The sequence below is a fragment of the Psychrobacter sp. BI730 genome, assembly GCF_013414195.1.
In the GTDB taxonomy this organism is placed as follows: domain Bacteria; phylum Pseudomonadota; class Gammaproteobacteria; order Pseudomonadales; family Moraxellaceae; genus Psychrobacter.
This window is the reverse complement of sequence record NZ_JAATTV010000011.1, coordinates 1-20377: the sequence shown is the minus strand read 5'-3', so window position 1 is coordinate 20377 and position 20377 is coordinate 1. Positions and strand designations below refer to the sequence as shown.

At 43.1% G+C, this 20377-nt stretch carries 10 protein-coding genes and 1 pseudogene; 7 read left to right on the top strand and 4 right to left on the bottom strand.

Translation table 11 applies throughout. The annotated features are described in order from the left end of the window. The first annotated feature begins 288 nt into the window (after positions 1-288). From cysG to HCZ91_RS09420, 3 genes are all read left to right on the top strand, one after another. Positions 289-1929 (top strand): siroheme synthase CysG, encoded by a 1641-nt coding sequence (gene cysG, locus HCZ91_RS09430; protein ID WP_179799157.1) that lies wholly within the window; start codon positions 289-291, stop codon positions 1927-1929. A 152-nt stretch (positions 1930-2081) separates the two neighbouring features. Next, positions 2082-3704, top strand: coding sequence for an exonuclease SbcCD subunit D C-terminal domain-containing protein (locus HCZ91_RS09425; RefSeq protein ID WP_179799156.1), 1623 nt, complete (start codon positions 2082-2084; stop codon positions 3702-3704). An 83-nt stretch (positions 3705-3787) separates the two neighbouring features. Then, positions 3788-7663 carry an SbcC/MukB-like Walker B domain-containing protein gene (locus HCZ91_RS09420; protein ID WP_179799155.1) on the top strand — a complete coding sequence of 1292 codons (3876 nt, stop codon included), beginning with the start codon at positions 3788-3790 and terminating at the stop codon, positions 7661-7663. Positions 7664-7787: 124 nt separating this feature from the next. Here HCZ91_RS09420 and HCZ91_RS09415 read toward each other — a convergent pair whose 3' ends face one another. Continuing rightward, on the bottom strand, positions 7788-12635 hold the full coding sequence (locus HCZ91_RS09415; RefSeq protein ID WP_179799154.1) for an NAD-glutamate dehydrogenase: 4848 nt from the start codon (positions 12633-12635) through the stop codon (positions 7788-7790). Positions 12636-13093: 458 nt separating this feature from the next. Between HCZ91_RS09415 and purD the strand changes: the two genes are divergently transcribed. Further along, positions 13094-14410, top strand: coding sequence for a phosphoribosylamine--glycine ligase (gene purD / locus HCZ91_RS09410; RefSeq protein WP_179799209.1), 1317 nt, complete (start codon positions 13094-13096; stop codon positions 14408-14410). A 409-nt stretch (positions 14411-14819) separates the two neighbouring features. Next, entirely contained in the window at positions 14820-16214 is a 1395-nt protein-coding gene (locus HCZ91_RS09405) for an AarF/ABC1/UbiB kinase family protein (protein WP_179799153.1), read from the top strand. 68 nt (positions 16215-16282) lie between these two features. On the opposite strand, the gene HCZ91_RS09400 is transcribed toward HCZ91_RS09405, so the two are convergent. After that, positions 16283-16957: a DUF938 domain-containing protein gene (locus HCZ91_RS09400; RefSeq protein WP_101205914.1), complete on the bottom strand. Its 675-nt coding sequence runs from the start codon at positions 16955-16957 to the stop codon at positions 16283-16285. Between the two features lie 189 nt (positions 16958-17146). Between HCZ91_RS09400 and HCZ91_RS09395 the strand changes: the two genes are divergently transcribed. Together HCZ91_RS09395 and HCZ91_RS09390 are read left to right on the top strand one after the other, a co-directional pair. Then, entirely contained in the window at positions 17147-17338 is a 192-nt protein-coding gene (locus HCZ91_RS09395) for a DNA gyrase inhibitor YacG (RefSeq protein ID WP_101205915.1), read from the top strand. Positions 17339-17378: 40 nt separating this feature from the next. Continuing rightward, positions 17379-18560, top strand: a complete 1182-nt coding sequence (locus HCZ91_RS09390; RefSeq protein ID WP_101205916.1) for an aspartate aminotransferase family protein — start codon at positions 17379-17381, stop codon at positions 18558-18560. A gap of 127 nt (positions 18561-18687) precedes the next feature. On the opposite strand, the gene HCZ91_RS09385 is transcribed toward HCZ91_RS09390, so the two are convergent. After that, positions 18688-19587 carry a LysR family transcriptional regulator gene (locus HCZ91_RS09385; RefSeq protein ID WP_057760292.1) on the bottom strand — a complete coding sequence of 300 codons (900 nt, stop codon included), beginning with the start codon at positions 19585-19587 and terminating at the stop codon, positions 18688-18690. A gap of 233 nt (positions 19588-19820) precedes the next feature. Then, positions 19821-20377: pseudogene (locus HCZ91_RS09380) on the bottom strand (DNA polymerase III subunit gamma/tau); the annotation flags it as partial.

The following is a 20377-nucleotide window of genomic DNA, read 5'->3' as shown; positions in this document are numbered from 1 at the left end:
GCTTACTCTTTTTAAATATTGTGAATTATTGATATACGATTAATTATCTTAAGACATGCTAGCACACCCTAATTTTGGGATATGTTAGCGTGTATTAGATAATTTATTGATTTAAGAAAGTCATTTAATCTATTCCTATTGGCAAGAAAAATATCAATTAATATTTCAAAAACGAATATACTAATGCCAATTCACTAGGTGAGAGTGTGCCTGTGATACCTCATAATGGCGACATTCCTTATATCTTTTCTACCTTTTATAATAAACAATTAAATATATGGTGACATTATGAACACCTTCCCGCTATTTTTTAAATTAGAAGACCGTAAAGTGCTTATCGTGGGCGGCGGCGAAGTGGCACTGCGTAAAGCGGACTTGCTCAGCCGTGCAGGCGCCTGTATCACTATACTTGCACCCGATATCAGCCACGAGCTACAAGCCTTACTCACTGACAGCAAACATGAATTTATCTATGAGAACTATAATAAAACCTATATGTCAGGCGCACGGGTAATCATTGCCGCGACTGACGATGAGACGCTGAACCACCAAATTCATGCAGATGCGACTGAGCTAAACATTCCAGTCAATGTGGTCGATACCCCTCATTTATGTGACTTTATCTTTCCAGCGATTATCGATCGTAATCCTATTGTGATTGGTATCTCATCAAATGGTAAAGCGCCTGTGCTGGCACGCTTATTACGGGCACGCCTTGAGACATTAATCCCGCAAGGCTATGGAAAATTAGCCAAGCTGGCAGGTGAATTCCGCAGTGAGGTAAAAGCCAAGATACCAACGCTTACTGGCCGTCGTCAGTTTTGGGAGCGCGCATTTGAAGGTCAGGTCAGTCAGCTCATGTTTGCAGGTAATGAAACCGAAGCGACTGCACAGTTAAAAGCTGATTTGGATAGTACTGCCGCTGCTATCAGTAAGAAAAGCGACGATACAAATTCGGTTAGAGAGTCAGATGCCATCAAGCCCGTCGCATCGGATGAGTCAGAAAAAAACTTACCAGCCATTGGTGAAGTCTATATTGTTGGCGCAGGCCCTGGTGATCCAGAGCTTTTGACATTTAAAGCCTTGCGTTTGATGCAACAAGCAGATGTGGTGTTTTATGATGCTTTAGTCTCACCGCAGGTCTTAGACTTATGCCGCCGTGATGCTGACAAAGTATTCGTCGGTAAAAAACGCAGCAATCATACAGTTGCGCAATTAGGCATCAATGAGCTACTTGTCAATCATGCCAAACAAGGTCGCCGTGTGGTGCGTTTAAAAGGTGGCGATCCGTTTATCTTTGGACGTGGCGGTGAAGAGATCGAAAGCCTACGAGCACATAATGTGCCATATCAAGTCGTACCGGGTATCACTGCAGCCAATGCCGCTGCTAGCTATGCAGGCATTCCGCTCACTCACCGTGACCATTCACAATCAGTGCGTTTTGTGACAGGATTTTTGAAAGCTGGTGCACCTAACAGTAACTTTAAGAGTTTCTTAAATACTGATGAGACGGTCGTATTTTATATGGGTCTGCACTCGCTGGCACGTTTGACTGAAGGCTTGGTTGACGCTGGTCGTAGTAGCGAGACGCCGATTGCTATCGTCTCTAATGCGAGTATGTCCAATCAGCAAGTATTGACAGGTACGCTTGCAACGATTGTTGCCAAACAAGAACAAGCACAATTGCCAACGCCTGCCCTTCTCATCATGGGCGACGTGGTCAGCTTGCATCATGATTTGGCTTGGTATAATTTACAAAATCAGCAGCACAGTCAAAATAGCGATGATATAGCTAAAAATTGGTTGCGTGAAGGCTCAAGAGGTGAAGCAGTAAAACAACCGATAGACCAACAAGCACATGCCCTATCGATGGTCGCAAATCTTGCAACACAGCAAGGAGATGGTCTGGAGCAATTGATTGTTGACTAGCGCTTACTGCTAACCTGCAAAACGATGAGTCTCAAATAAGAAGAAAACCCTACCAGTATATTATTGGTAGGGTTTTCTTTTGGCAACAGCGCAAATCTCAACGATTCTTGCTAGAATGAAGACTTTCTACTGCTCATAATCATAGTCTACTTATGCCCATACCTGATGCTAGCTTGTCTTCTTCTTTGACCACGCAAATGAAACCTTTGACCATATTGCATACCTCAGACTGGCACTTGGGGCGACGCCTATATGGGCGTCTTCGCTATGAAGAGTTTGAGTTATTCCTGCATTGGCTACAAGACACCATCAGCGCACAGCAAGTAGATATATTGATCGTCGCAGGTGATATCTTCGATACCATGACCCCAAGCAATAAAGCCCAAGCGCTGTATTATGAGTTTTTGGGTAAGGTCTCACGCTCCTGCTGTCAGCATGTGGTTATTGTCGCAGGCAATCACGACTCACCGACATTTTTAGACGCACCAAGTAATGTGCTTAAATTTTTGAACGTACATGTAATTGGCACTGCTTGTGATGACTTGGACGATGAAGTATTAGTCTTGGGTGATGACGACAACAACCCTCATTGTATTATTGCTGCTGTACCCTATTTGCGCGATCGAGATGTGCGTAGCAGTAGCGCTGGCGAGTCCGCAGATAGCAAAGACGCCAATGTTATCGCTGGTATTTGCGAGCATTATGACAATGTCGCAGACATTGCGAAGACTAAGCAAGCTGACTTAAACAAAACGCATCAGCGATATATTCCTATCATCGCCACAGGGCATCTATTCGCGTCTGGTGGCAAAACAACTGAGGATGACGGTGTACGCGAGCTCTATGTCGGCTCACTAGGTAAAATATCTGCCGATATGTTCAATGATGGCTTTGATTATGTCGCTCTTGGGCATTTGCACGTACCGCAGCGCGTTGGCGGTCGTGAGAGTATTCGCTATTCAGGCTCACCCATCGCGATGGGTTTCGGAGAGGCCAAACAGCAAAAGCAAGTATTGCTGGTACAGTTTGGTGCCGCAGAGCATTTTGATAACGACATTTTAGGGTTAAACGTCGCACCTGATAGTATTACTCCTCATGCTATCGATACAGCTGCTGACATTGAAGTCGCCCAAGTGAAAAAATCAGTAGATAAATTAGCAGAAAAAACCGCTAAAAAAGTGTCTAGTCAGGAACTGCCTTTCATGGATGACTTGTTTGGCTTTGATGAGCCATTAGAAGATGAGGAAGTTAAAAAATCTACTGTCGTAGAAAATACTCCTATTCAGCCTGAGCAATATAAAAGCATTCGAGAAACTTCTACTGACGCCGTGAATAGCAATAAAATTCTACATCGCGATGACGCTAATCAGATGCAAGTAGTATCCCTACCCATTCCAAAGTTCCAACAATTGGCGCAAATATCTGGTGACCTAACCACAATTGAACAAACCATTCAAGCGCTTACACAATCGGACTCTATTTGGCTAGAGATTGTCTATACAGGCGATGAGATTGTCAGTGATTTGCGTGAGCAAGTGCAAGCAATGGTAGAAGGGTTACCCTGTGAAGTGCTTAAGATAAAAAACACTCGTACTTATAATAAAGTGCTTAATCAACAGCAGACTTCCGAGAACTTGCAGGACTTAAATGAGATGGAAGTTTTTGAGCGCTGTTTGACGCTTAATGACATACCCGATTCGCAAAAAGACTCGTTGCGCGATGCCTATGGTCAGATACTTTATAACTTACGTCATGAAGACAAACAGGCAGAATGATATAAGTGACATATCATGACCACACTTCCTTATCTCTCTCAATTTTTCGCAGTTGCGGCTATTACTAATATTAAGACTTATCCATGCGCCTAATCGAACTCAGACTAAAAAACCTCAACTCCCTAAAAGGCGAATGGCATATTGATTTTGCTGATACTGCCTTTACCAATGAAGGTATCTTTGCTATCACTGGGCAAACAGGTGCTGGCAAGACCACCATATTGGATGCTATTTGCTTAGCGCTATATGGTGAGACGCCAAGGATTAATAGTATCAGTAAGAGCAGTAATGAGGTGATGACGCGGCAGACGGCAGAGTGTTTCGCTGAAGTAGTGATTGACTTAAATGGTGAGCAGTATCGCTGCCGCTGGGGGCAACGCCGTGCTTACAATAAAGCAGATGGCAATCTGCAAGATGCGACTCATGAAATCGCTAAGATAAACGTTGATGACTCGTCAAAAGAGGATGAGCTGTTAGAGAGTACCTTAAAGCATACCAAAAACAAGATCATTGAACTGACTCGGATGGATTTTCAACAGTTCACTCGCTCTATATTGCTAGCTCAGGGCAGTTTTTCAGCATTTCTAAAGGCAAAGGCTGATGAACGCGCAGATATTTTAGAGAAAATCACTGGCACTGATATTTACGCGACCATCTCAACACAGGTTCATGATAAGAAACGTACCGAGGAAGAAATTCTTAATAAGCTGCAATACGGTTTAGACGGGTTGATGCTTTTAAATACCGATGAAGAAAGTCAGTTAAAATCGGACTTGCAGTCATATCAAAGTGCTCAAAGTGAACAGCAGCAGACCATTCAAGATTTGGCCGAAAAGATAAAGTGGCTAGATAGCGTCACAGAATCAAAAGAAAAACTGAATACTTATCAAAATGATCTAGCGCAGGCTCAGCAGGCTCAGCAAGACTTCATCCCTAGTGCCAAACGCTTAATCGCTGCTAATAAAGCGTTGGAGATTGATAGTCAGTTCAGCCAACTTGTCCATAGTCGAGATAATCTAAAACGTTTACAAGAAGAACAGCAGCAAATAACTGGCATCCTACCGCAGAAACAAAATGACTTAGAACAAGCGACCACACATCTAGAGACAGCAAAAAATCATACACAAGCTGCCCACGAAGCTTTGCAAACGGCTCTACCTAATATTGCGCAGGCGCGTAAACTCGATGTGGAAATTGCGCAGAATAAGAATGTCCTAAAAGACATTGAGCAAAGACAGCAAACTCTAATGAGCAGCACTCAACATTTAAGTAAAGAGATAGACAACCATAAACAGCAGGCTGCGCAGAATAAAATCCAGCTCACACGTGTCGAAGGCTATCTTAATGACGCCCATGAATTAAACACTATCGATAGTGATATAGCGAATTTTAAGAGTCATTGCGGCCGACTAAAAGCCCTATTGCAAGAGAATACCGCCCTATCAGATGATAAAACAAGCCAGCAGCAACAGATCCACCAGTATCGCGCCAAACTTGACGTCTTAAATCAACAGAAAAAGACAAAAGACACCACCATGTTGTCTATACAGGATAAATTGGCCGCTTTACAACAAGAGCAAGCAGCATTAACCCAAGTGCAGTCATTGGCTGATATGCGAGATGAGCAAGAGCAGATTGATGATATCAACCGTCAACTTGACCAAGTGAGCGTTAAGGCAAAACAGCAAGATGAGCTTAGCGTACAAGTAGAGAAAATAGTTGCGACCTTGCCAGTAATGAGTAACGACCTCACAAAGCTGGCAGGCTTAATCGCTGATAATGAATCGGCTATCAGCGCTGCCAAAGAAAAGCGTCAAGACAAACAAGCCCAGCTGCATTTACTACAAAAAGTCGCCAAGTTAGAAGACTATATCGCTGACCTAAAAGATGGTCATCCTTGCCCGCTTTGTGGATCGCTAGAGCATCCTTATAGTGCAGACCACCCACATTTGATACAAGAAACGGAAGCAACGCAAACTCAGCGGCAAATAGCAGAGCTGGATACGACTATATCCAATTTAGAAGATACTTTATCTAAACATCGTATTAATCAAGCAACTGTACGACAGCAGTTTGCGCAAGCGGAAGAGCAACAAACCCTGCTAAATCACCAAATACAAAAGTTAAAGACAGATATCGACCAGTTGGTCAGTTCAGTACTAAATAAAGGCTATTCTCAATTTGTTGCTGAAACATTAAAACCATTGATGCAGATTGAGACGCATGTAGATGCGCTGTCATTATTAGACAGTAGCAAAATCGAGCTAGGTAAGCGTAGAGAATCTCTTAAAAATACGTTAACTCAATATGAAACGCTTAGCGAGTCGCTCTCTACGATGCGTAATGACATCGAAGCGTTAGACAAGGAGCAGCGTGAGCTAACCAGCACTATTAACGATATTGAGAGCAATAGTGAAAAAACAACCTGGGCTATAGAAAACTTAGACAAGAAATCTGCTGATAATTTTTCTGAATTGACTGTGCTCAAAACCGATATATTAGCTCCGTTAAATAAATATTCCGCTGACAAACATCAGTCAGATGCAAAAATGGCGATACGTTCTTCACTGCAATCATTACAACCGTTGATAACCAGTATTGAAGGCCAAGCCATACTAAGTGAAACGGAATATCAGTCGCATATCAACACCCTGCGCCAATGTCACAGTGCCTTTTTACAAATCAAGAAACAGTTCAACGACTATAAAGAGGATCAACAAAACCTAAAAACATCACTCAGTCGTCTAGAAACACAAATCGAGACTAAGCAGTCTCAGCTCGACAAAGAAAAAAATGAGCTTGGTAAACTGGTTCAACTCGTGGCAGAAAGAACTGAGGCGATTGAGAAATTACAAACAGATAGAAAGTATGTTTTTGCTAATAAAGATCCTGAAACAGAAGAAAAGCGTTTACGTGATGCGTTAGATCAGGCTAAAACCACGCAGACCTCTACGCAAAGACAGTTAGACAATGCTGAGCACATACTTAGTCAATTGCTGGATAAGCAACGTCAGGTGACTGAGAAAATGACTACTGTAAGGATTACACTTAGCAGCCAAGAAGATACCTTTAAGTCAGCGCTTGCCGCCTCTGATTTCGCTAATGAAATAGATTTTACTAATGCACGCCTGCCCATAGATGAGCGTAACGCACTTAGACAGCAGCAACAGCATATCGATTATGCCCTAAAGCAAGCGCAATCTTTATTGGATGCAACACAAAAAACACTTGCAGATAAACAAGCCAATCCGCTGACAGTAGACGATAGAGAAATGCTTATCCAACAGCAATCACAAGCCCAAGATGAATTTAACAAACGAATTGAGTCAATCGGTGCAATCAGTCAGCGTCTAAAGGACAATGAAGACAAAAAAACCACCCAACAGGCACAGCTTGATGCTATCACTGCTCAAAAGGACAAACTGCAAGTTTGGCAACAATTGCATAAATTGATTGGTTCATCTGATGGCAAAAAGTTCCGTACTTTTGCTCAAGGGCTAACCTTTGACCTTATGGTCACTCACGCCAATACGCAGCTGCAAAAAATGAGCGATCGCTATTTGCTGGCCCGTGATGATAATAGTCCACTTGAGCTGAATGTCATTGATAATTATCAGGGCGGTGAAATTCGCAGCACTAAAAACCTCTCAGGCGGCGAAGGTTTTATCATTAGCCTAGCATTAGCACTAGGGCTATCACAGATGGCCAGCCAAAATATACGTGTGGATTCGCTATTTTTGGATGAAGGGTTTGGTACGTTGGATGAGGAATCTTTAGACATTGCACTTGATACGCTGACCAATCTACAGCAAGAAGGTAAATTAATCGGGGTGATATCCCATGTTCAGGCGCTAAAAGATCGCATTTTAACCCAGATTAAAGTCGAGAAGCTCTCGGGCGGATTTAGCCGAATTAGTGGTCAAGGGTGTCATAAAGTCGTCAGTGAAAAAGCATCATAAGTTAGGTTAATCACTTTACTACTTAATACTTTCAATTAAACTATTTCTTTTAGACAATGAAAAACCACCGAACATGAAGAACGGTGGTTTTTTTGTGCGACAGTTTGGGAGTGATATTACTTCATTACTTAGTAACTAAACCACTAAGCTCACTCATCAATACTGACAACGTTGAAAGACCGATTTGACCTTCTTCATCGTTGCTATGTAGCTCATCCAACTTATTCATCTCTGTGGTGACTGCTGCAAGCTGATCGACGTGTCTTGCTCTCCATTCACTAAATGCTTGCTTAGCATCTGGTTTGGACAGTACCGCATCCATCAATAAGCGCAAGCTGCGTGACAACTCGTTCACTAACGCATGGCGTGCACGGCGATCCCAATAATCTTGCTGTGGTAGGTTCGCAATATTTTCCATCATCCAGTCTAACTGTAATACTTGATAGGCTTCAAAGTATAAAGTTGCAATCTCATCAACAGGACGCTCGTATTGCTCAGCAAGCAATGCAGCATCGAGCGCATCGACATGGTACGGTAGCATCGCAAATAGCGTAGCATCATTATCAGACAGCTCTTTTTGCATCAAGCGTTTGGTATCTTCTTGCAGATATTGTGCAAATTGCTGCTCGATAAAACCACTTGGCTTAGTCAGTTTTTCAACGCTTTCACTAAAGCGGCTAATCATATCAGCGACTTGCAGATTTTGACCGAAGGCATTGATGAACCAGACCACACCGCGCTCAAGTGAATCACGTAGACGTAGCTCAAGGTTCAGCAGTAATGTGGCCTCAACTTGATTGTCTAATGCTTCAAGTGCTTTCCAAGCGCGCGATACGTTGAATACATCACGGCTAATCGCATAACCACGTACGATAGTGGCTAGTGATTGATCGGTTTCCTCAAAGAGACGGAATAGCGCTTCAATACCTAAGCGGTTGACCACACTGTTGGTCAAGTAAGTACTGATAATCTCGCGATGCAAACGATGCTTAGTCATCTCATCGAAGAAGCGTGACGCAAGCTCATCTGGGAAGTACTTACGTAGCTCATTGATAAAGTACGGATCATCTGGTAAATCAGATAGTAGTAGATTGTCATAAACCCACATCTTGCCATAAGCCAAGACCACTGCTAGCTCAGGGTTGGTCAGACCAGTATCCGCTTTTTGACGCTTCGCAATCTCTTCGTCTGATGGTAGATACTCAATCGCACGATCCAGACGCCCTTCACTCTCTAGCATCTGAATAAAGCGCTGATGATCATTCAAATTAGCTGCTGCACGAATATGGCTCAGCTCAATCGCTTGTGGTTGTAAGTAGTTTTGACGTAATACCAGTTCTGCTACGGTGTCAGTCATACTCTCAAGCAGCTCATTACGTTGCTTCAGCGTCATATCGCCTTGCTCGACCACTTTGCCAAGTAGGATTTTGATATTGACTTCATGATCCGAACAGTTAACACCGCCTGAGTTATCGATTGCATCTGTATAGATACGTCCACCCGTTTGAGCGTACTCGATACGGCCTTGCTGAGTTAGACCTAAATTACCACCCTCACCAACGACAGCTGCGCGTAGCTCATTACCATCGATACGCAGCGAATCATTTGCACGGTCGCCCACGTCAGCATGCGTTTCGTTTGCACTTTTGACATAAGTACCGATACCACCATTCCAAATAAGATCGACAGGTGCCCGTAGTAACGCACTGATCAAATCATTCGGTGCAAGGCTATCTTCACTGATATCGAAGAGCGATTTCATTTCAGGACTGATAGCGATGGTTTTGTCTTGGCGCGAGAATATCCCACCACCTTGACTGATCAATGATGCTTCATAATCTGCCCATGATGAGCGTGGTAATTCAAACAAGCGTGCGCGCTCAGCGTATGAGGCCGCCGTATCTGGATTAGGATCAATAAAGATATGCAAATGGTTAAAGGCAGCAACGAGCTTAGTATGCGTTGAGAGCAACATGCCATTACCGAATACATCACCACTCATGTCACCAATACCGACAACGGTGAAGTCATCACGGTTTTGGATGTCCATACCGCGCATACGGAAGTGACGTTTGACCGACTCCCATCCACCGCGAGCTGTGATACCCATTGCTTTATGGTCATACCCTACTGAGCCACCTGATGCAAAGGCATCATCTAGCCAGAAGTTGTACTCTGCTGCTAACGCGTTGGCTATGTCAGAGAAGGTAGCTGTACCTTTGTCTGCTGCAACAACCAAGTACGGGTCGTCTTCATCATGGCGTACCGTGTTGGCTGGCGGGACGATGTTGCCATCTACAATATTGTCTGTGACATCAAGCATGCCGCGTAAGAATGTCTGATAACAAGCGATACCTTCTGCTTGGAACGCCTCACGACCATCAGCCATGCTCTTGGTTTTTACAATGAAACCACCTTTAGAGCCTACAGGGACGATTACTGCGTTTTTGACCATCTGTGCTTTGACAAGGCCAAGTACTTCAGTACGGAAATCTTCCATACGATCTGACCAGCGCAGACCACCACGAGCGACTTTGCCGCCACGTAAATGTACAGCTTCGACGCGTGGTGAATACACAAATATCTCAAACATTGGCTTTGGTTTAGGCAAGTTTGGAATGTCTGCTGCCAAGAACTTAAATGACAGACGATCTTTGCGCTGACCATCACTATCGACTTGATAGAAGTTGGTACGTACCATCGCATTGATCAAATCTAAGTACCAACGCAAAATACGATCTTCATCCAGGCTATCCACATCTGCTAACGCCGCTGTGATTTGCTCTTGAATGGTAGCAGCCTTTTCTTGACGCGTATCGAGGCTATACTTAGGATTCATGCGTGCGTCAAACAAACTACCTAACGCGACACTGATATCGCTGTTTTTGACCACAGTTTGCTGAATATAAGCACTAGAGAATGGCGCACGTGCTTGCAGCATATAGCGAGACAATGCACGCAATACGACGACATCATAAGTATCGAGCTTGGTCGTTAGTACCAATTCATTAAATGAATCGCTTTCAACGCGACCTGCCCAGATTTGCTTGAGGCTATCTTCGAACTGACCACGTACTACTTGCATATTGACCGTATCGACATGCTCTAGGGTCAGTTCATACTCTTGCATCCAGATAGGCTGCTCTGGCAAGTCAAACTCATAAGTCTGTGCTGAGATAACTGACACACCAAAGTTTTCAAGTATTGGCAATACTTTTGACAAGATAACCGGCTGCTCGCGACCGTATAGCTTTAGGTGGAGCTGGTTACGTGCATCGCCTGTCGACTGGTATAAGTGCCAAAGCATTGGTTGCTCTGCGGTCAGTCCTGCCAGACGCTTCGTGTCTTCGACTGCGGTACGAGCATCAAAACGCTCTTGGTAGGCAGCAGGAATATAGTTTAAGAAACGACGATTTAAAGCATTGGCTTGTTGCTCACCCACATTGTCGAGGAGCATTTTTTGATAATTATCATCCCATGATTGCATGAGTGCTGATAATTTGGCTTCAAGTGTGGCGATATTGACGTCGTTTACTTGGCCAGGTACGGTACGTACGTGGACATGCACACGAGCATGCGCAGATTCGTTAAACTCAGTGGTAAATCCTGAAGACATACCGTTATAGGCGTCTTTTAGGACGTTTTGTACTTTAATACGTAGCTCGGTATTGAACTTATCACGCGGGATATAAACCAAGCACGAAACAAAACGCTGATAATGGTCGATACGGCTAAATAGACGTAAGCTCTTTTTGTCTTGTAGTTGAGTAATGCCCGAAACAATTGGGTATAGCTCTTCGACGCTGGCTTGGAACAAATCATCACGTGGTAAGGTATTAATCACATGCATCATCTTATGATGAGCGTGACCGTCACGTGGCAAGTCTGCCATCGCCATAATCTTATTGGCTTTTTCGCGCAATAACGGTATTTGCTGTACAGTAAGCTGATAGGCTTGTGACGTAAGCAAACCGATAAAGCGGTATTCACCAATTAGGTTACCATTGTCATCGAACTTATGAATGCCCAAAAAGTCCATATATACTGAACGATGCACAGGTGACACACGGCTTGATTTAGACAGCATTAACACGCGCGGCTCAGTCAATAATTGCTTTAATCCTCTAGGCAATTGGCTGAAGCTTTCTGATAGCTTGTCTTTTTCAGAACCACGTAATAGACCAAGACCACTGTTACCGATTGCGAATAAATCTAAATCGGTCGGCTCAGAAGTCACTTCGATAGACTGACCACCTTCCAAGCGGTATTCACGATATCCTAAGAATATAAAGTGATCGTCTAAGATCCAATCTAAAAATGCTTGGATTTCTTGTTGTGAGTAGAATACTTCTGGTAGCGGCTTAGTCGAAAGCTCAGTTTTGATATCGTTCAACTGCGCACGCATCTGTTTCCAGTCGCCAACGACCGTATCAAGCGTGTCAATTTTTGACATCAGCATCTGTTGCAGTGCTTCCAAGTCTTCGTTGTCTTGGTAAGCAATTTCACAATGAATCAATGACATATGTGAAGTGGCACTTTCATGTGCGCCTTCGATATGGGTGATATCACCATTTTCATCACGCTCAACACTGATGATGATGTTATAAGTACGATGAACATCGATACCTTCTGCTTCTAGGCTCATCAAAATCGTATCAACTAAGAATGGTCTATCATAAGCTGCGATTTGAATGACAGTGTGCGAGCTGTGAAAGTGCTGCTCTTCTGCTGCTGGGTTTAGTACTGTCAGCTGCGGCTTGCTGCCGTCGTAAGCTTTGAGTAGTGTAAAGTGATGTAGCGCCATGCCCGCCAAGTCAGCATTACTAATCGCCTCTGCAGTTTCTTGATGCAGCGGCTGATAATAGCTATGAATAAAATGATCAAATAGTGATTTGTCTTTTTGTACATAACTGGTAGCAATATCGCTTATCTGGCTAATGCGCTCTTTTGCGATACTGAGGGAGTTTGGCATTTCCTGCGTCCTTTTTTTATAGATTTGGTTTAACATTTATTTATTTAAGTTTATCGATTTAGATTGACTACTGTTACTGCATATTCATCATTGGTGCAACGGTGCAGTATTTCCATTCACGCGACTTATTTTATTTTTATAACAGTTAGAATTTTTCTCCTTTTTTGCTCTTATTTTTTATTAATATGTAGCCATCAGAATTTAATACTACCAATATAGTGAAGTGTAACGCACATAAGGCGCGAGCTAAAGTGTACAACATCATTTCATGAATCAGCGGTGTGTCGATAACCTTTACTAATGAGACAATGCGGTTTTGGACGTCGATATGAATGATTCGGTGCTTGCAGGCGGATACTCATGGTAATTGAAGGCGTTTTTTTGTTAGAATATGCCAACATATTTAAGAGCGTACGACTCGCTCACTATTAACTTTAATGCTAAGGGCAAAAGGTATGATGAATATTTTGGTGGTTGGCTCAGGTGGTCGCGAACACGCATTGGCATGGCAATGTGCAAAAGATGACAATGTAAAAAATGTCTACATCGCTCCTGGCAATGCCGGCACCGCCCTTGAGCCTAAATGCCAAAACGTTACGCTAGAGTCTACCGACGCTGACGCAGGCGAGCATAGTGCTGTTATCGCGTTTTGTCAAAATAATGATATCGACATGGTAATTGTTGGTCCAGAAGCGCCTTTGGTTACGGGTATTGTTGATGCTTGTCGTGAAGCAGGTATCAAAGCATGGGGCCCAACAGCATACTGTGCACAGTTAGAAGGCTCAAAAACTTTTGCTAAAGAGTTCATGGAACAAAACAACATTCCAACCGCTGCTTATCAAGGTTTTACCGACGCAGTCGCTGCAAAAGCCTATGTCGATGAGCAAGGCGCGCCTATCGTTATCAAAGCAGATGGTCTTGCTGCAGGTAAAGGCGTTATCGTTGCTGAAACGATCGAACAAGCACATGAAGCTATCGACGATATGTTAGCGGATAATAAGTTTGGTGATGCTGGCAGCCGAGTGGTTATCGAGCAGTTCTTACAGGGTGAAGAAGCTAGCTTTATCTGCATGATTGATGGTGATAACATTTTGCCAATGGCAACCAGCCAAGATCACAAACGTGCTTTTGAAGGTGATACTGGTCCAAACACTGGCGGCATGGGTGCCTACTCCCCTGCTCCAGTTGTTACGAATGATGTTCATAACAAAGTCATGCAGCAAGTGATTCAACCAGTAGTCGATGCCATGAAACACGCAGGCCATCCTTATACTGGGTTCTTATATGCTGGTCTTATGATTGATAAGGCAGGCGACCCGTATGTCATCGAGTTCAATTGCCGTTTTGGTGATCCTGAAACGCAGCCTATCTTAATGCGTTTGCAGTCATCAATGGTCGATTTGGTCGCACAAGGTTTGGCAGGTCAATTACCTAGTGAAGCAAAATGGGATGCGCGCCCTGCTCTAGGTATCGTTGTCGCATCAAAAGGCTACCCTGAAACTTCGTCTAAAGGTGATGTGATTGCTGGCTTGCCAGAACTAGATCCTAACAACGACGAAGCCGTTAAAGTTTTCCATGCTGGCACGGCATTTTCTAACGATAATGATAAAGAAGTCGTCACAAACGGCGGGCGTGTATTATGTGTAACTGCGTTAGCAGATAGCATTTCTGATGCTCAGCAAGCCGCATTAGCAGTAACCGCTGCTATTAGTTTCGATGGTGCGCAGTATCGCCGTGATATTGGACACCATGCCATCACTCGCGAAAATGCTTAGCAGCTAAGGCATCCTAAAAACATATTGAGTAACGTCTTGGACAACATTTTAGATAATGCGAAGGTTTCGCTCAATATGTTTGATTAATAGTATTTCTGTATTTTATAGCTCTACATCACTATTTGACCTAGCATCATGCTAGGTCTTATTTTTTAGTATTAAGTTTTAATAACAAGTGAACTTGCTAGAAAATGCTAACTATTTATTAATCATACTCAAATTAGTAAGCACCTATTTATCAATAGTTACCACTAGATATTGGCTTACAAAGTAACTATCAATGGCCAGCTCAGGCTCATAAAACCAACGCGCTTTATATGATACAATTTTGTACCTGTGCATCACGTCTCCCTTGTATTGTAGGTTTCGAACCCGCAAATCAATACCAATTGGATGAATGATTATACTTATGGCAAATGATACGTCTAAACCTTTTAGCAACAAGCAATCAATCGATAGCCTAAAAACCTCAGGGTTTGATCGTCGTATGTCGATTGCAAAAACTTCTTTGAATATTGGTCGTCGTTGGGCGGGTAATAGCGTGTCTGGTATGTTCTTAAATAAAGAAGCTCGTACTGCACGCAATCAGGCGTTTATGGAAACTCAAGCAAATTATCTGGCATCAGAGCTAGGTAAATTGAAAGGTTCGGTCGTCAAGATTGGTCAAATGCTAGCGATTTATGGTGAGCATATACTGCCGCCAGAGATCACACGCGCTTTGCAAACCCTTAACGACGACACAGCAACATTGACTTGGCCGACGATTGAGCAAACATTACGCCAGTTACTGGGCAACAAACTAAACGAGCTAGACATTGATCCTGTCCCCATCGGAACCGCTTCTCTTGCTCAAGTTCACCGTGCGACCGTACTCGCCACTGGCGAACAAGTTGTATTAAAAATTCAGTATCCGGGTGTGGCAGATGCTATCAACTCTGATCTTGCCTTGTTTAAACGATTGTTAAAAGTAAGTAATATCGTCCCTCAAACACGCGCACTCGATGCTTGGTTTGAGGAAATACTTGACCTACTCCATCACGAAGTCGATTATGAAGCGGAAGCGGCTACGACAGAACGTTTTTACGAGCGTTTAATCGATGATCCTCGCTATATCGTGCCTAAGATTAATCGCACTTATTCTAAAAAGCGTCTGCTATGTATGTCATACGAGCCAGGTATCACTGTGGTCTCGGAAGCATTACAATTATTACCTCATGAACGCCGTAATGCCATTGGCCAAGCAGCCATAGAAATCATGATGCAAGAGATTTTTGTATGGGGTGAGATGCAGACCGATCCTAACTTTGGTAATTATCTAGTGCGTGTGAGCGACAACGAAGAAGATATCGATAGATTGGTTTTGCTAGATTTTGGAGCAATTCGTCAGTTTGATGGTAACTTATTAACGATTGCCCGTGATCTACTACGTGCGGGATATCGCCATGATCAGCAAGCAATGAGCATTGCTATGAAAGGATATGACTTTTTCGATAGCATGAGCAATAAAGTACGTTCAGATATTGCTTCGTTATTTTTACTGGCTACCGAGCCTTTTAGTGATCCTGAGAAACACATTAATATCCCTAGCGAATGTTTGGATGAGCAGAATCGCTATATTTGGGCCAACAGTAAATTACATTCACGCCTATCTACTACGGCTACACGCGCAATGCAATCTTTTGAATTTAATCTACCACCAAAAGAATTTATGTTTATTAGCCGCAAGTTTATCGGTGCATATACCTTTTTAACTGTTCTAGATGCTCATACCAACTCCAATAGCCTTGTAAAACCTTATTTATAAAATGTGTAAATTTTGAGCCGTCCTTTAGTGACGGCTATTTAGTGTTTTAATTTTATTTGCTTAGGCTATTATTTTTCGCTTATAGCACTTACCTGCCAATCATCGAATCTTGTTTTATACCACTTTGGCTTACGAATACTTAGCTCCCAACACACCTCTTGTCGGGCAAGATATTTCACTTCGAAATGAGTGCGCTGACTGGTCGCTGGTACTCGAGAACGTGTTGATGGTAGACACCACACTTTGGTTGCTTGGTGTTCTGCATTGTCCATATAGGATTCGATATTAGTGACTAATATCACTTCTCCGCCCACCTGCAAGCGTGATAAGAGAAACTCAAAAAAAGGCATGTTCAGCCATTGCTGATTTGGATTGTGCTGTTCAGGATTGGGATAAAGAATGAAGATTTTAGCCAAGCTGTTTGGTTTGATTGCATGCACTGTCCATGCAATCGCATCCGCATGAATCGCGTCTAGGTTTGATAGATTTTGTAGAGTGGCTAATTTTGAGAATGCTTCAAATTTATTACGCGTGCGTTCAATGGCTATCAGATGCTTATCAGGATTTTGTGCGGCAAAGCTAAGTGCATGCTTACCCTTCCCTGCCCCAATCTCTAGCATCAACGGTTTTTCATCTTTATTGTCATTGATGATATTTGGAATAATAAAGTCACGCGGTGCTGACAGTTTTTGTGGTTGAAAGGCACGCTCTTGCTGATGCGTGAGATCAATATTGTCGGTCATCTACTATCCTTAAAGCATTTGTCTTTTGTCATTATTCGGCCCCATGCTATTATATAGTCAATCCAATTGAATAGTAATACAGCGATAGCAAGTACGCCTCGTTTCGTCGTAATTTAAATGACGGATGCGTTTTCTGCTCGTGCCATATGCAACCAATACTAATAACATTTAGGACATTGCTCTTTTCTTATGACTGACTCTACTGCAAACACGCCTCCAAAGACCTACCCTTGTCCACGTTGCAGCACTCAGACGGCCTGGCAAGACAATAAATACAAGCCGTTTTGTAGCAGTCGCTGCAAGCTGATCGACTTAGGTGCTTGGGCAAACGAAGACTACACCTTACCTGCAGAAACCACGCCTTTTTCTGACGAGCTATAACCCACACTTTTACTCAATTATTATATCAAGGATGCTTTACATGTCTGCTACTTACCTGATGCCCACTTATAATCGTCAACCAATCAGCTTTACACGCGGTGCAGGCAGTTGGCTCTATACCAAAGATGACACGCCTTACTTAGATGCCTTGACTGGTATTGCGGTATGCGGCTTAGGACACTGTCATCCACAAGTCACTGACGCGATTCAGCAGCAAGCAGGTACGTTAATTCATACAAGCAACTTGTTCGGCATTGACTGGCAAGAGCGTGCTGGAGAGATACTATGTACCGCAGCCCAAATGGACAGTGTGTTTTTTGCCAATAGCGGCGCCGAGGCCAATGAAGCTGCATTGAAACTGGCACGTTTATACGCGTACAAACAAGGCTTTAAACGTCCAAAAGTTATCGTAATGGAGCAATCGTTCCATGGTCGTACGTTATTATCTTTGTCAGCTACTGCAAATCCAAAAGCGCGAGAAGGGTTTTATACACTAGATGAGGACTTTATTCGTGTGCCATTTGGCGATATCGAAGCTGTCAAACAAGCTGCTCAAGAACATGATGATATCTGCGCTATCTTTGTAGAGCCGATCCAAGGCGAAGGTGGCCTAAACACTGCTGCCAATGGCTTCACTTATCTTGAAGATTTGCAAGCAGAATGTGACGCTCATAACTGGCTATTTATGCTGGATGAAGTGCAAACAGGTAATGGCCGTACGGGTAGATATTTTGCTTATCAACATAGCAATGCTCGCCCTGATGTGTTGACGACAGCCAAAGGTCTAGGTAATGGTTTCCCAGTTGGTGCGTGCATGGTACGTGGCCGTGCCAATGGTTTGTTTGGTGCTGGTAGTCATGGCTCTACTTATGGTGGCACACCATTGGCCAGCCGTGTGGTACATAGCGTATATGACGTGCTAGCAAATAGTAATATCATGGAAAACGCAGTGACTGAGGGTTTATTCATTAGAGAAAGTATCGTTGATACATTTGGCCAACATGGCGTTAGTAGTCGCGGTGCAGGTATGATGATTGGTATCGCGCTACCTGAAGATATGGATTGTAACCAACTGGTAGATCGTGCCCGTGATGAGCAAAAGCTGATCATTAATGTGACGGGTGGTCATGTTGTACGTTTGCTGCCACCACTTAACATGAGCCGTGATGAAAGCACACAAGTTATTGAGCGTTTAATTAATTTATTAAAGCCATCATTTTAAAGCATGCTTTAACGTTAATAATAGACAACAAAAAAGCCTATAGATGATTCATTATCTATAGGCTTTTTGCTAACTGCTAACTGCTAACTGCTAACTAAAAACGTTTCGTGCGTAGTGAGAACAACACTTAATTTGCATGGAAGTACTTTTTCAATACTTCTAGACAACGAGTAATTTTAGCTGGCTGTTGGTCACGATTTAAAGTGACCGCATATAGCACAAAGCTTGGTAATTGATAGCCAGTCAACACTTCTACCAGCTCACCACTCTCAAGCTCTTTTTTGACGTCCATTTCTAACATTCTAACCAACCCGTGACCTTCTTTAGCCAACGTCGTTGCCATAAACACGTTATTGGTATAGATACGCGAGTTCATTTTGACACGCGTTTTTTTGCCAGTTTCAGTCTGAATCATATCGATCTGATTGGCATCTTTCATGATTTCAATACAGATTAATTGATGCTCAGCCAAGTCTTTAGGCGTATTTAGTTTACTGTGCTGACGCAAATACTGAGGTGAGGCAACCAATAATTGGCGCACATCAGTCAATGGATGACTGCTCAGACTAGAGTCATTAATCGATGGACTCATGCGAATAGCAATATCTATACGCTCATCAATCATATCAATATAATGATTGTCTGCTAGATAGGTGACGCTAAGATCATCATGTGCCGCCATCCAAGTAGAGAGTGCTGGCAATATGTGATTAACACCAAGCTCAGGCGTGGTCGATACACGCAAGCTACCTGCTAGCTCATCACGCAATTGATTAACTTTGATACGCCCTTGCTCCGCTGCACTGACGACGTCTTTTGCCGCTTCATAAAAGCTCTCACCAGCTTCTGTTAAGCTTAGCTTACGAGTTGAGCGATGTAGCAATACCACGCCAAGCTCGTTCTCTAATGAACGAATTTGCTGACTGACTGCACTGGTTGTAATACCTAGCTCACGTGCTGAGCCACTAAAAGAGCCATGTCCGACCACACTGGCGAACACAGCCATACCGCGTAAATTATCCAACATATTCTCACCTAAACGTCATTTCAGTTTTTAATATAACTTAACCATTATAACGACTTTACATTCATCTTATCGTTATCAAATGGTTCTCTCTTGTTTGATAAATATATTTTGACCCGTAATAAAAACAAAAATATCAAGATGGTATATCGCTATCACCTTGATATTTAATATAAAACTACGTTCAATATATAAATATACTTTCAAATACTTTGACCAATCACTGCTCTAAAGTTTCAATACAGCTGTACTTTACCCATTTTCCCTTCACCGCGTTCAGTCAAATACTGCATCACTGGTGTTTTTAGTAATTTCGTTTCAGCAACGGTTTTCGCTTGCTCTAAACGTTTTTTCTGTCGGCGCTCTGGGGTTTTATCTTCGGTCTGCATGATACTACTATCAATTTTCAAGTCAATGTCAGCTTGCGTAAATTGCTGTTGTAGCTTAGCTGCCAATTGCTGAAAAGTGACCTGCAAATGCTTACTATCAACACTGGTCAAAAACGTGGCTTTGCCATTGCATTGACCAGTCATTGTACCTTGTCGTGCCAGTGCTAGCTCATCTTGTGCCAATACCTCGCCTTCACGAGCAGTTTGTAACCAGTAGTCCCACTTTTCTGGGTTCCACTCGCCTGTCAGTTCTTGAGGTGGACAACGCAGCAACGTACGTGGATCTTCATCAGAGTGGGCTGTTAATTGAGAATCATTTGCGCCAGCCTCAACAACTGGTTCAGCCTCAACAACTGGTTCAGCCTCAACAACTGGTTCAGCCTCAACAACTGGTTCAGCCTCAA

Excerpts from the sequence above, each read along its gene's own strand:
- cysG (WP_179799157.1), top strand. The coding sequence starts at position 289 with ATGAACACCTTCCCGCTATTTTTTAAATTAGAAGACCGTAAAGTGCTT.
- HCZ91_RS09425 (WP_179799156.1), top strand. The coding sequence starts at position 2,082 with ATGCCCATACCTGATGCTAGCTTGTCTTCTTCTTTGACCACGCAAATG.
- HCZ91_RS09420 (WP_179799155.1), top strand. The coding sequence starts at position 3,788 with ATGCGCCTAATCGAACTCAGACTAAAAAACCTCAACTCCCTAAAAGGC.
- HCZ91_RS09415 (WP_179799154.1), bottom strand. The coding sequence starts at position 12,635 with ATGCCAAACTCCCTCAGTATCGCAAAAGAGCGCATTAGCCAGATAAGC.
- purD (WP_179799209.1), top strand. The coding sequence starts at position 13,094 with ATGAATATTTTGGTGGTTGGCTCAGGTGGTCGCGAACACGCATTGGCA.
- HCZ91_RS09405 (WP_179799153.1), top strand. The coding sequence starts at position 14,820 with ATGGCAAATGATACGTCTAAACCTTTTAGCAACAAGCAATCAATCGAT.
- HCZ91_RS09400 (WP_101205914.1), bottom strand. The coding sequence starts at position 16,957 with ATGACCGACAATATTGATCTCACGCATCAGCAAGAGCGTGCCTTTCAA.
- HCZ91_RS09395 (WP_101205915.1), top strand. The coding sequence starts at position 17,147 with ATGACTGACTCTACTGCAAACACGCCTCCAAAGACCTACCCTTGTCCA.
- HCZ91_RS09390 (WP_101205916.1), top strand. The coding sequence starts at position 17,379 with ATGTCTGCTACTTACCTGATGCCCACTTATAATCGTCAACCAATCAGC.
- HCZ91_RS09385 (WP_057760292.1), bottom strand. The coding sequence starts at position 19,587 with ATGTTGGATAATTTACGCGGTATGGCTGTGTTCGCCAGTGTGGTCGGA.